Annotated in this window: 11 protein-coding genes and 1 rRNA gene; 4 read left to right on the forward strand and 8 right to left on the reverse strand. The window is 55.0% G+C overall.

Features of this window, described 5'->3' with window-relative positions:
• Positions 1-5 precede the first annotated feature (5 nt).
• A 5S ribosomal RNA gene (gene rrf, locus KW828_RS10190) occupies positions 6-121 on the forward strand.
• Positions 122-193: 72 nt separating this feature from the next.
• Here the strand turns inward: rrf and KW828_RS10195 are convergent.
• The 5 genes from KW828_RS10195 to trxC form a co-directional block, all read right to left on the reverse strand.
• Positions 194-517, reverse strand: coding sequence for a YfiM family lipoprotein (locus KW828_RS10195; protein ID WP_218336394.1), 324 nt, complete (start codon positions 515-517; stop codon positions 194-196).
• A gap of 56 nt (positions 518-573) precedes the next feature.
• A complete protein-coding gene (gene pssA, locus KW828_RS10200) occupies positions 574-1929 on the reverse strand; it encodes a CDP-diacylglycerol--serine O-phosphatidyltransferase (protein ID WP_218336257.1) in 1356 nt (451 codons plus the stop codon).
• A gap of 120 nt (positions 1930-2049) precedes the next feature.
• The gene (gene pat, locus KW828_RS10205) at positions 2050-4704 is read right to left on the reverse strand and encodes a protein lysine acetyltransferase (RefSeq protein WP_218336258.1); all 2655 of its coding nucleotides are present in this window, start codon (positions 4702-4704) and stop codon (positions 2050-2052) included.
• 32 nt (positions 4705-4736) lie between these two features.
• Positions 4737-5435, reverse strand: coding sequence for a tRNA-uridine aminocarboxypropyltransferase (locus tag KW828_RS10210; RefSeq protein WP_218336259.1), 699 nt, complete (start codon positions 5433-5435; stop codon positions 4737-4739).
• A 67-nt stretch (positions 5436-5502) separates the two neighbouring features.
• Entirely contained in the window at positions 5503-5922 is a 420-nt protein-coding gene (trxC, locus tag KW828_RS10215) for a thioredoxin TrxC (protein WP_218336260.1), read from the reverse strand.
• Positions 5923-6122: 200 nt separating this feature from the next.
• Between trxC and KW828_RS10220 the strand changes: the two genes are divergently transcribed.
• Entirely contained in the window at positions 6123-7184 is a 1062-nt protein-coding gene (locus KW828_RS10220; protein WP_218336261.1) for a tRNA/rRNA methyltransferase, read from the forward strand.
• Positions 7185-7217: 33 nt separating this feature from the next.
• Here the strand turns inward: KW828_RS10220 and ung are convergent, their stop codons facing one another.
• On the reverse strand, positions 7218-7907 hold the full coding sequence (ung, locus tag KW828_RS10225) for a uracil-DNA glycosylase (protein WP_218336262.1): 690 nt from the start codon (positions 7905-7907) through the stop codon (positions 7218-7220).
• 314 nt (positions 7908-8221) lie between these two features.
• On the opposite strand from ung, the gene grcA reads away from it, so the two are divergent.
• Positions 8222-8605, forward strand: a complete 384-nt coding sequence (grcA, locus tag KW828_RS10230) for an autonomous glycyl radical cofactor GrcA (RefSeq protein ID WP_088219460.1) — start codon at positions 8222-8224, stop codon at positions 8603-8605.
• 54 nt (positions 8606-8659) lie between these two features.
• On the opposite strand, the gene srmB is transcribed toward grcA, so the two are convergent.
• Positions 8660-9982 carry an ATP-dependent RNA helicase SrmB gene (srmB, locus tag KW828_RS10235; protein ID WP_088219459.1) on the reverse strand — a complete coding sequence of 441 codons (1323 nt, stop codon included), beginning with the start codon at positions 9980-9982 and terminating at the stop codon, positions 8660-8662.
• Between the two features lie 131 nt (positions 9983-10113).
• On the opposite strand from srmB, the gene KW828_RS10240 reads away from it, so the two are divergent.
• Positions 10114-10851 (forward strand): tRNA1(Val) (adenine(37)-N6)-methyltransferase, encoded by a 738-nt coding sequence (locus KW828_RS10240; protein WP_218336263.1) that lies wholly within the window; start codon positions 10114-10116, stop codon positions 10849-10851.
• Here the strand turns inward: KW828_RS10240 and nadB are convergent.
• Complete coding sequence (gene nadB, locus KW828_RS10245; protein WP_218336264.1) at positions 10836-12455, reverse strand: L-aspartate oxidase; 1620 nt, start codon at positions 12453-12455, stop codon at positions 10836-10838. The two genes, KW828_RS10240 and nadB, sit on opposite strands and share 16 nt — an antisense overlap.
• Between the last annotated feature and the right edge of the window lie 344 nt (positions 12456-12799).

The following is a 12799-nucleotide window of genomic DNA, read 5'->3' on the forward strand; positions in this document are numbered from 1 at the left end:
ATTTGCCTGGCGGCACTAGCGCGGCGGTCCCACCTGACCCCATGCCGAACTCAGAAGTGAAACGCCGTAGCGCCGATGGTAGTGTGGGGTCTCCCCATGCGAGAGTAGGGAACTGCCAGGCATCAAACACGCGAAAGGCCATCCTCACGGATGGCCTTTTTGCGTTGTGCTGTATTTATACAAGGATCAATTTTTATTGCCGGGCAAGCTGCCATATGCTGTAACCTGTTGTAGCGCCTGCCACATCCCACGCGAAGTCCTTCCAGCTCCAGCCGCTACCCGCCGGTCTGCTGTCCCATAATTCCTTCGACGCCCCCAGACCTATAGAAAACATCAAGCCAAAAGCCGCGCTGCGATCCTGATTTATCCCCTGATGCTGAGCATACTCATTACTTGCCGCTGCCAGCATGGCCGAGGCAAGAAAATGCTGGGCTTTATCCTGGCCATGCCACTCGTCATGCGCCATATGGCTGCAGCCGCTGATAAAAAGAAGTGCGAGAAGAGGGACATAACGCATTGTTAACTCCATTAAAAAGCCCCATCAATGACGGGGCCTGTTAGTAAGGGCTACGATTACAGAATGCGGCTAATCAGCCTGTCGATGCGGATCCGCCGCAGGCGTCGGATAAGCTTACGCACTTTCACCGGATAATCGGCAATGCTTTGCAGATCGCGATAATGCTGCACCACTGTAGTGTGTGTGCGGATTAGCTCCAGCTCTCTGTCACGCAGCGGGGACAGTTGCTGTTTCGGATCGTGGATCAATATCGCATTTTCCAGATCCAGTCGCCATGCGCGCGGGTTGAGGTTGTTGCCGGTCAGCAGCATCCACTCTTCATCGACCCACATCCCTTTAAGATGATAACTGTTATCCTCATCTTTCCAGAGGCGCACAATCAGCTGATCGTTATTAACGTAATACTGCAGACGGCTCAGGAAGCGACGCAGGTTAATTTCATACAGATAGGGCAGGGCACCGATGATCTTGAATGGCTCATCTTCAGGAATATAAAAGTCATTCGCTGTTTTATCACCGACGATGATCTCGACCTTTTTCCCATCGCGCAGCAGCTGGATGATATTACGCACCAGAATCGCCGGAAGGTTAAAATATGGCGTGCAGATAGTGAGCTTATGCTCGGTGCACGGCATCAGGTGATAGATAGTTTTATTGAGCAGGCTGGATTTCCCCAGCCCCACCAGCGGTGTTACTGCCAGCTGGTCGTTATCGGCATCGCCCTGGAAATGGTAAGACGCATCGCGTAATTCCTGGCGATAGAGACGAATATCGTTTTTGATTTCCGGGCTTTTGGGACGATCCGGGCTGTCAAGACGATTCACACCGCGGCCCTGCACCAGATTGTGCTGGACCCAACCTAACATCACATCCGCCATCTGTGGATTGCGGATTAGCTGATAGCGGTCATAGCGGTATTTATCATGTTGATGCAAGTAAACATCATTCAGACTGGCGCCGCTGTACAGCACGCTGTCATCAATAATGAAGCCTTTATAGTGGAGTACGCCAAGCGCTTCACGGGTGTTTACCGGTACGCCGTAAACCGGCACCTCGACGGCAGGGTTTTCCTGGGCCATACGACAGTACCAGTCAGCGTTAGTATTTGATGCCGCCGCGCCGATGCGCCCACGCTGAGCGCGATGCCAGTCAACCAGCACGCAAACGTCCAGTTCCGGGCGCTGGCGCTTGGCATCATAGAGTGCCGATAAGATGCCTTTACCGCCATCATCCTGCTCCAGATAAAGCGCAATGAGGTAGATCCGGTGCGTAGCGCTGGCGATCTTCTGCAGTAATGTCTCCCGGAAATCAGCGGGAGAGTAATAAAAGGCGACATCATCAACTGACTGAGAGAGCTTAGGTAGTTGAGCAAGGTGTTGTTGATGTTTATTACGCTTAAATTTTGACAACATCACAGTGCGTTTCTTCTCTGTTTATTGAAGGGTCCTCTGTACTAAGCAGACGACAGAAGCGGGCAATGATACCACCAGAGCCTGCCAAAGTGATCAACATTTCCAGTACCTTACTCATCATTACTCTGCCGTATCCAGCCGGAGCGTCAGGCCAACGATCCCATCTTCAAGCTGAACATCGACGTCAAATCCGAGTTTTCGCGCCAGCGTTACCATGCCACGATTGTTAGGCATAGTAATACCATTCAGGCGTTTAAGTCCGTGATCGCGGGTATAACTGATAAGTTTTTCCAGCAATCGACGCCCAAGGCCCAGGCCTTTCAGATCGGAGCGTACCAGCACAGCAAACTCGGCATCAATATTATCCGGATCGGAAATGGCGCGCGTCACGCCGAGGATCTCATCACCCCGATCGGTGCGGCGCACGGCAACAAACGCCATTTCCCGATCGTAGTCTATCTGGGTCATGTTAGCTAAATCTTCATGGGTAAATTCGTTGATCTCGCTAAAGTACCGATAATAAAGATCTTCTTTGGTCACCTGCGAAATGAACTGCTGTAGCTGGGGTTCATCTTCTGGAAGGATCGGGCGGAACAGGCTGCGCTCGCCGTTTTTCATCTCCACCCACTCTTCCAGATGCTGAGGATAGGGGCGTATAGCCAGCCGACTGTCATTGTTGCCGGTAAACGGAGCCAGCTCCAGAGTGACATCCAGGGCGATGAATTCACTCGCCGACGCGAGGAGAGGATGGATGTCCAGACGCTGGATCTCCGGGCAGTCAACGATCAGGTTAGACACCTGCACCAGTAACTGGCTTAAGCCTGCAATATCCAGCGGCCTTAAGGCACTACGGCCACGGATCTTTTTATTCTTGATCGCCTGGATCACCAGATAACGGGCGAGGTTCATATTGAGCGGCGGCAAGGCGACCGCAGCCTGATCTTCTGCCCGCCACTCCACGCCACCTTCACCCAGCATGATCAAGGGGCCGAAGACCGGATCGTGCTCGACTACCACGCGAAGCTCCTGCGCGCCAGCACGATTAGCCATGCTTTGCACCTGCAAGCCATGGATACGCGCCTGCGGCCAGCGCATTTTCACGCGATCGATAATCGCCTCTGCCGCCTGCTGCACTTCCACCGGAGTACGCAAATAAAGCATCACCCCCTGCACCTCAGACTTATGGGGAATATCAGGCGAACGCAATTTCAGCGCCACCGGATAACCGATTTGCTCGGCAATGTGCACTGCTTCGGCGCTGTCACTGGCGATCCAGGTGGGCAGCGTCTGTAAACCATAGGCACGCAGCACGGGCTGGACTTCGTGGGTATCCAGCGACGTTGCGCCTTCATCGATCGCCTGTTGTAAAAGATGGTGCGCTTCGGTGGTATTGGCCGAGAGATTACCCGGTAGCGCCGGGGTTTCGCGCAGCTGCTTCTGGTTACGACGATACTCCACCATATGCATAAATGCCGTGATGCTCCCTTCCGGCGTACGATAGGTCGGCAGGCCTGCTTCGCTGAACAATCGCCGCGCCTCCTGAGAAGAGAACTCACCGCACCAGTTGGTTAATAGCGAAACATATTTGCCGCGTGGATGCTTTCTCAGCGTGTCGATCAATGCCCGCGCACTTTCACTGCCCGGTGCGGCTGCGCTGGGAGCATGGATCACCAGCAGGGCATCAATGTCCTGGCTGTCGAGTAAAATATTCAGCGCGGTAATATAACGCTCGCTGCTGGCGTCATCGCGTAAATCAAGCGGATTGCCCGCGTCAACGTAATGCGGAAGAGCGTCCCTCAGCCGCGTCAGCACTTCATCACTGAGGCTGGCCAGTTTACCGTTACGCAACCACAGCTCATCAAGCGCCAGTGCGGCAGGGGCGGCACCATTACTGACGATCATCAGCCGCTCGCCGCGCAAGGGACGCATATGGCTTAACGTTTCCACGGCAGAGAAGAGTTCATGGGTATCCTGAACGCGCAGCAGACCGGCACGCTGGATAGCCGCATCCCAGGCGGGATCCATGCCGGAATGCGCGTGCAGCAGTCGCTGCGCATGGGGGCTGCGACCGCTTTTGATCACAAGGATGGGTTTGTTACGCGAGGCACTGCGCGCTGCCGACACAAAACGCCGGGCATCGCTGAGGTGTTCGAGGTAAAGCAAAATGGCGCTGGTTTTACTGTCGCGAGCGAGGAAATCGAGTAGTTCATCCACATCAATATCCAGACTGTCGCCAAGCGCAATAAAATAGGAAAAACCCATCTCGCGCTGCTGCGCCCAGTCGAGAATGGTGTTTGAAACGGCGGCAGACTGGGAAATAAACGCGAGTTTCCCGCGCCGGATGGGCACGGGTGAAAAGCTGGCGTTAAGCCCTTGCCACGGAGCCAGCAGCCCGAGACTGTTTGGTCCCAGCAGACGCATCTGATAACGCCCTGCACAGGCCAGCAGTTCAGCATGCTGCTCCGGCAGGGCAGAAAGAATAATACAGGTCTTGCAGCCTTTCTGGCCGAGCGCTTCCAGCAAGGCGAGATTGCGCCGGGCATGGGTGCAGAGCACCGCCAGATCGGGGGTAAACGGCAGGCTCGGTATATCCGGCCAGGCCAGCACGCCCTGTACCGCTTTCCAGGCCGGAGTAACAGGCAGTACCGGGCCGGCAAAACCGCCTGCCAGCAGGTTGCGCATCATCAGGTAACCGGCACGATCCGGCTTCATGGATGCGCCAATAACCGCAATCGACTTCGGACGTAACAGCGCTTCCAGCCCTCGTTGGCTCATACCGGTCTCCAGAAAAAAGCGACCTGATGATTTTAAACGCTTTCTGGCGCTTCTGCTGTGATACTGCCCTGATGATGAGGTTTTCCTGCCAGATAACGTTCACGAAAGCAGGAAAAATGATCCCCCAGCGCCTGGGCGGCGGCAGTGTCGTTCGCCAGATCTAACAGCGCAATGGCCACTTCCGCCGTACAGTACTGATCGTCCGCATGAGCGGCGCGTAATCGATAGGCTGACACCCGCGACAAATCGACGGAAATCACTGGCAGCGCATCCAGCCATGGGCTTTTGCGAAACATTTTACGCGCTTCCGTCCAGGTGCCATCGAGCATGATAAACAGCGGCGGCTTACCGGCGGGCGGGGCGGCCAGCACCTGACGCTCGCTGCCGGCGTAAGAGGCGGGGAATACCACCATCGGCTGATAACGCGGATCGGCCACCAGCTCGAGCAACGCCTGCGGCGGCTCGGTGCGCGACCACTGAAAGGCTGCGGTCTCCGGCAGGGTATCGGCGATCAGTCGTCCGGTATTGCTCGGCTTCATCGGTTCGGTATCAAACATCACCAGGCAAAAGCGGCTACGCGCGTCAACAGGCTGGATTGTCGCGCACAGGCACTGTTTAAGGGGGAGCAGGCAACGCTGACAGCGGCGGATGCGATTGCCGCGGGCAAGAAAAGGGCGGGTAGCACGGGCAAGGCGTTCAGCCCGAAGTTGCAGGACGGCATTAGTTTTCATGAGTGCGCGCAGAAAAAACGCCATTGTCGCAGAGGAGAAAACGGGGCACAAGTTGTGCCCCGTCAGATCAGAGAGATTCGTTCAGCCAACTGTCAAAAGGCGCTTTCGGCACGGCACCGTTTAACATGTCCACCACCTCACCATTTTTGAACAGCATGATGGTCGGAATACTGCGGATACGGAAGCGGGCGCTCAGCTCGCGTTCGGCTTCGGTATTCACTTTAATAAATCGCACTTTGCCATTACGTTCTTCCGCCACATCTTCAAAGATCGGCGCGAAGTTACGGCACGGGCCGCACCACGGCGCCCAGAAATCCACGACGACCGGCAGATCGTCTTTCAGCAATTTATCCAGGTTTTCACCGGTGGCGTTAATGACTTCACCATCAAACAGTTCGTGACCACAACGCCCGCATTTTGCGATCTCATTGACGCGATCGTCGGGAATGCGGTTAAGCGCCTGACAGCTTGCACATACGGTATTCATAACTAACCTCTGGTAAACCATGGCTATGGGTAATGACAATAATGTTTCTTGAATGTTACATATTATCATTGAGGGTAATGAAAACGACAACGCGTTTTGTTCAATGAGTACAATAGCCGCAGGCTTTTAAACGAAATAATGGCTATGCGACTGCACATCGGGTAATCTGCGCGCTTCGCGCAGCGCTGGTGGAGAAAAGCATGAACGACGAACTAAAAAACAAAAGCGGCAAGGTCAAAGTGATGTATGTTCGCAGTGATGATGATTCCGATAAACGCACCCATAACCCGCGTACCGGGAAAGGGGGAGGGCGTCCGGGATCCTCTCGTGCAGACGGTGGCCGTCGCCCCGCCCGCGATGAACGTAAAGCCCCGGGCCGCGACCGTGATCGCAGCCGTGACCGTGATTATGACGGCGAGTCATCTTCGCCATGGCGTACCGTTTCCCGCCCGCCGGTCGACGCGACCGCGAAGCCGGAAGCGACTACTGCAGGTGGCAAAGCCTTTGTCGATCCTGAACTGATCCGTCGTCAGCGCGCGGAAGAAACCCGCGTCTATGGCGAGAACGCCTGTCAGGCCCTGTTCCAGAGCCGCCCGGACTGTATCGTCCGCGCCTGGTTCGTACAAAGTGTCACCCCGCGCTTTAAAGAAGCGCTGCGCTGGATGGCGGCTAACCGCAAGGCCTACCATGTGGTGGATGAAGCGGAGCTGGTGAAAGCTTCAGGCACCGAACACCACGGCGGCGTGTGCTTTATTATCAAAAAACGCAGCGGGATCGCTGTCCAGCAATGGGTTGACCAGGCGGGCGAAGAAGATTGCGTGCTGGCACTGGAAGATGTGGGTAACCCGCATAATCTCGGCGCGATGATGCGCAGCTGCGCGCACTTCGGTGTGAAAGGCGTCCTGCTGGACGATGCGGCTATTCTGGAATCGGGTGCCGCGATCCGTACCGCAGAAGGCGGCGCGGAACATGTGCAGGCTATCACGGGCGACAGCATCATTGCTGCCCTGGATGCCTTCCGTAAAGCGGGTTACACCATTGTGACCACCTCCAGCCATGAAGGCACCCCGTTATTTAAGGCGACCATGCCGAAGAAAATGGTGCTGGTATTGGGTCAGGAACGTGACGGATTATCCGATGCCGCGCTGTCCAGTGCTGACATGAGCATCTCGATTCAGGGCACAGGTAAAGTTGAAAGCCTGAACGTTTCGGTGGCAACCGGTGTGTTGCTGGCGGAATGGTGGCGACAAAACAAAGCCTGATGCAAAAATGCCAGCGTAACGCTGGCATTTTTTTTACTCACTTTCAGCAGGCAGTACCGGCAGCCAGTCGATGGGCGCTTCACCGTGCTGTTCCAGCCACTGGTTCGCCAGCACGAAATGATTGCAGCCAAAAAATCCCCGGTGTGCCGAAAGTGGCGACGGATGGGGCGCTTTTAACATGTGATGGCGCTTACCGTCGATAATCGCCCCTTTCTTCTGCGCATGGGATCCCCACAGCAGAAACACTACGCCTTCACGATGTTCGTTAATCAGCGCGATGACCTTATCGGTAAAGGTTTCCCAGCCAAGGCTGGCGTGCGAGTGCGCCTGACCGGCACGCACGGTCAGCACCGTATTAAGCAGCAGCACGCCCTGACGCGCCCAGCTTTCCAGATAACCATGTGCCGGACGCTCAAAGCCCGGGATCGACTTTTCCAGTTCTTTATACATGTTCAGTAATGAGGGCGGTGTGGCGATTCCCGGACGCACAGAAAAGGCCAGCCCATGTGCCTGGCCTGGGCCGTGATAGGGATCCTGACCTAAAATGACGACTTTCACATCGCCCAGCTCCGTAAAGCGAAAGGCGTTAAAGACATCTTTCTGCGGAGGATAAATGGTGGTGCCAGCCTGGCGCTCAGCGGCGACGGCATTTAGCGTATCGATAAAATAAGGCTGCTGTTTTTCTTCGGCCAGCACATCGTGCCATGTCAGTGAAGTGGTCATGCCGCTCTCCAGCGAAAAGTGATGATGCCTAGCTTAACTGCTTCTCTTCTCAGAATAAAATGGCGACGTCTCATGGCGCGCTTACATCCAAAAAAAGTTTAAAAATCATAAAATATTTTTACTGCATGGACGGTTAAAATTGATATAAAACAATTATTTCCAGCCATAGGCACTCTCGCGGTATGGTTTTTATTGATTTAAGTCAAAGAATGACGGCTGTCTGGCTGGTATACCTACACTCAAGCAACAATGGTTTTACCAATTGGCCGACATCAGGCCAGTTAAATCAAATTATGAAGCCCAGGAGGCATAACATGATTACAGGTATCCAGATTACTAAAGCTGCAAACGACGATCTGCTGAACTCTTTCTGGCTGCTGGACAGCGAGAAGGGTGAAGCGCGCTGTGTATGTGCAAAAGCGGGTTTTGCTGAGGATGATGTTGTGCCGGTCAGCAAGCTCGGTGAAATTGAATATCGCGAAGTCCCAATGGAAGTGCAGCCGCAGGTTCGTGTGGAAGGCGGTCAGCACCTGAACGTTAACGTTCTGCGTCGTGAAACCCTGATGGACGCGGTAGAGCACCCGGAAAAATATCCGCAGCTGACCATTCGTGTATCCGGCTATGCCGTGCGTTTTAACTCGCTGACCCCGGAACAACAGCGCGACGTGATTGCCCGTACGTTCACTGAAAGCCTGTAATACCGAATTCAAAGCAGTCATAAAAAAAGCCGGGTTATTAACCCGGCTTTTTTATTACTCGTTAGTGGTTTCCTGCGAACCGCTTGGCTTGCGGCGCTTACCCACGTTTTTGGCATCGCGATGGCGATTCTTCACCCGCGGCTTTTCTTTTTCTGCTTTTTTCTGCTCGGCGCGTTTCGCCAGCACTTTCTTCGACGGCTTGCCGGTCAGCTTATCGCTTGGTGCGCGCGTGGTCGGACGCAGTTCGTCGATGACGCGTGCTTTCAGCGGCTCATCAACATAGCGGCCCACTTTCAGCAGCAGCAGATGATCGTGCGCTTCAACCAGTGAAATCGCCGTGCCTTTACGGCCTGCGCGACCGGTACGACCAATACGGTGCAGATAGATGTCCCCGCTGCGCGGCATGTCGAAGTTAATCACATGGCTCACATCCGGAATATCGATACCACGGGCCGCCACGTCGGTGGCGATCAGCACGTTAACACGGCCTTCCGTCAGGCGTTTGATGCCTTCGGTACGCTTCGCCTGCGGCATATCTCCTTCGAGATAGCAGTTGTTAATGCCGGCAGTGCGCAGCAGACCCGCCAGTTCATGCACACGCTCGCGCTTACGCACAAAGACGATAGTACGGGTCGCGTCGTCCTGTTTCAGCAGGTGCTGAAGCAGCGCCACTTTATGATCCAGGTTATCTGCGCGGTAATACCACTGGTGAATTTTCTTGCGCTCGCGCGTAGATGGCGTTGCAGAGACTTCTTCCGGATCTTCCAGCAAACGCTCAGCAAATTCTTTCACCGCGTTGCCTTCCAGCGTGGCGGAAAACAGCATGGTCTGTTTGCGCCAGCGCGTTTCGCCCGCAATGTGTTCAATATCCTGCGCGAAGCCCAGTTCCAGCATACGATCGGCTTCATCCAGGATCAGCGTTTCAACCGCGCGGCAGTCAAAGTTTTCTTCTTTAATGTACTGCATCAGACGACCGGTGGTCGCCACCACGATGTCCTGGTTTTCGCTGAACACTTCCGCGTGGTTCATATAGGCGACACCGCCGGTGATGGTGGCGATGTCCAGATGGGTATTGGCGGCTAACTCACGCGCATGCTCCGCAACCTGCATGGCAAGTTCACGGGTCGGTGTCAGGATCAGAATACGCGGCGGCCCGGATTTTTTACGCGGGAAGTCGATCAAATGCTGCAACACGGGCAGCAGGTACGCCGCCGTTTTACCGGTGCCTGTCGGCGCAGAACCGAGTACATCACGGCCTTCTAGCGCAGGCGGAATAGCAGCCGCCTGAATGGCAGTCGGGCGTGTGAACCCTTTATTCTGGAGGGCTTCCAGAAGGGTTTCATCGAGTTCAAGTTCGGAAAAAGTCGTTACAGTCATGTTCTACCTCTGTGTGGGGCGCTGATTATAGACGTTATGGCTGCAATCTTCATCTGTTTGTGTGGATAAGCCTTTCCCGGATTATCGCTTTCACCTATGCTACCTCGGTTTCGGTAAGAAGGTTGTTAAGAATGTCACCTGGCAAAACGCTGCTTCGTCGTGATGGATTCACGTTTAAACAATTCTTTGTCGCGCACGATCGCTGTGCGATGAAAGTCGGTACTGATGGTGTTTTACTGGGGGCATGGTCGCCCGTGGCAGGTGTTAAACGCATTCTCGATATTGGCACCGGTAGCGGCTTACTGGCGCTGATGCTGGCGCAGCGCACCGGCGAAAACGTGGTTATTGACGCCGTAGAGCTGGATGACGCGGCGGCGACCCAGGCCCGGGAAAACGTCGATGAATCTCTGTGGCGTGCGCGCATTCAGGTACACAGCGCCGACATTCAGCAGTGGGTGAAACAGTGCACCCAGCGTTACGATCTGATCGTCAGCAACCCGCCTTACTTTGAAAAAGGCGTGGAGTGCCGCAGTGCTGAGCGTGAGCAGGCACGTTATACCACCACGCTCGATCACATATCCCTGTTGGCCTGCGCCGCGGAATGTATCAGTGAAGAGGGTTTTTTCTGTGTGGTGTTGCCGGAAAATATCGGCAAGGTCTTTACGGAAAATGCACTGGATACAGGCTGGCATCTGCGTCTGCGCACCGTTATCTCTGATACCGAAGGGCGGCTACCGCACCGCGTACTGCTGGCATTCTCCCCGACACAGGGAGAATGCTTTAGCGACCGACTGGTGATCCGTGGCCCCGATCAGCGCTATTCCGAAGGCTATACGGCGCTTACCCAGGCATTCTACTTATTTATGTAAGCCTGCGGCGATAACACTGACGGCCCGGAGGCAGGCGACAGCGCCGGGTAGTCAAGCGTGTAATGCAGACCGCGGCTCTCTTTGCGCATCATCGCGCAGCGCACGATAAGCTCCGCCACCTGGACCAGATTTCGCAGCTCCAGCAGGTTGTTGGAGACGCGGAAATGCGCATAGTAGTCGTCAATTTCCTGCTGCAACATCTGGATGCGTCGCAGCGCGCGCTCCAGGCGCTTTGTGGTGCGCACAATGCCCACGTAATCCCACATCAGTAAACGCAACTCATGCCAGTTATGCTGGATCACCACCCGTTCATCGGCATTATCAACGCGGCTTTCATCCCAGGCGGGCAGGGCGGTAATCTCACGCACGTAAGGCATGCGTCGGGCAATATCTTCTGCGGCAGACCAACCGTACACCAGACATTCAAGCAGTGAATTCGAGGCCATCCGGTTCGCGCCATGCAGGCCGGTATAGCTGACTTCACCGATAGCGTACAGCCCGTCGACATCGGTACGTCCGGCCTCATCCACCATCACCCCGCCGCAGGTATAATGAGCGGCAGGCACAATGGGAACGGGGTCACGGGTCAGATCGATGCCCAGACCGAGCAGTTTTTCGTAGATCGTCGGGAAATGCTGCCGTACGAAGGCTTCCGGCTTGTGGCTGATGTCCAGATACATGCAGTCCGCCCCCAGACGTTTCATTTCATGATCGATGGCGCGGGCGACAATATCCCGCGGTGCCAGCTCGGCGCGCTCGTCAAAATCGGGCATAAAGCGTGAACCGTCCGGGCGTTTCAGCAAAGCACCTTCGCCACGCAGCGCTTCGGTCAGCAGGAAATTGCGTGCCTGCGGATGAAACAGCGCCGTCGGATGAAACTGATTGAATTCCAGATTTGCCACCCGGCAACCAGCGCGCCAGGCCATCGCAATACCGTCTCCGGAAGCAATATCCGGATTGGTGGTGTACTGATAGACTTTTGATGCGCCGCCGGTTGCCAGCACTACCGCTTTAGCTTTGCAGGTTTCCACCACTTCTTTATTGCGATCCCAGATCCAGGCCCCCACGACACGACGCGTGCCCGGCAGGCCGATCCTGTCTGAGAGGATCAGGTCAACGGCGTTGCTGCGCTCAAGCACCCGAATATTCGGATGGCTGAGTGCCTGACTGACCAGCGTGGTTTCGACCGCTTTGCCGGTGGCGTCAGCGCTGTGCAGGATGCGGCGATGGCTATGCCCACCTTCGCGCGTCAGGTGATAGCCCTCCACGCCGTTGGGCTGCATATGGGTATCGAATAACACACCCTGATCGATAAGCCACTGCACGCAGTGACGGGCATTGCTGGCAACAAACTCCGCCGCATGGGGATCGACAATGCCTGCGCCGGCAATCAGCGTGTCTTCCACATGGGCGGCGATGCTGTCGGTTTCATCAAAAACGGCCGCGATGCCGCCCTGGGCATAAAAGGTTGACCCTTCGCTGACGGGGCCTTTACTCAGCACCAGCACGTCATGGTGTTCAGCGAGGCGCAAGGCCAGCGACAGACCGGCAGCTCCGCTGCCTATAATTAGCACATCGCAACTATGTTCAGGTGTCGTGTTCATGGTGTGTTTAATTTACTAAACAAGGTTGCCGCAGCATAGCACCAGTACCGTCTCCTGAGCACCTGTTTTTTGCAGAACGGTTATAGGTACTAAACAGGTTATCTCTGTCTGGCAAAAATGAAAAAAGGGGAAATATTTTGCGAAGCAGATCGTTAGCAACAGATTAAGAGATGAAATACCGGGCGCGTTGCGTTACTCTTCAGGCGGCTAATAAGGCTTTTCTTGTCAGCGAAGTACATGGTTTAGCATCCGTAGACTTATAATGAGTTATAACCAACAGTCTGCGAAACGATACACAAAAACAAAGGCGTAACGGAACTTTACACGAAACCGATCCTCTAATG

The sequence above is a fragment of the Enterobacter sp. ENT03 genome (assembly GCF_019218745.1).
In the GTDB taxonomy this organism is placed as follows: domain Bacteria; phylum Pseudomonadota; class Gammaproteobacteria; order Enterobacterales; family Enterobacteriaceae; genus Enterobacter_D.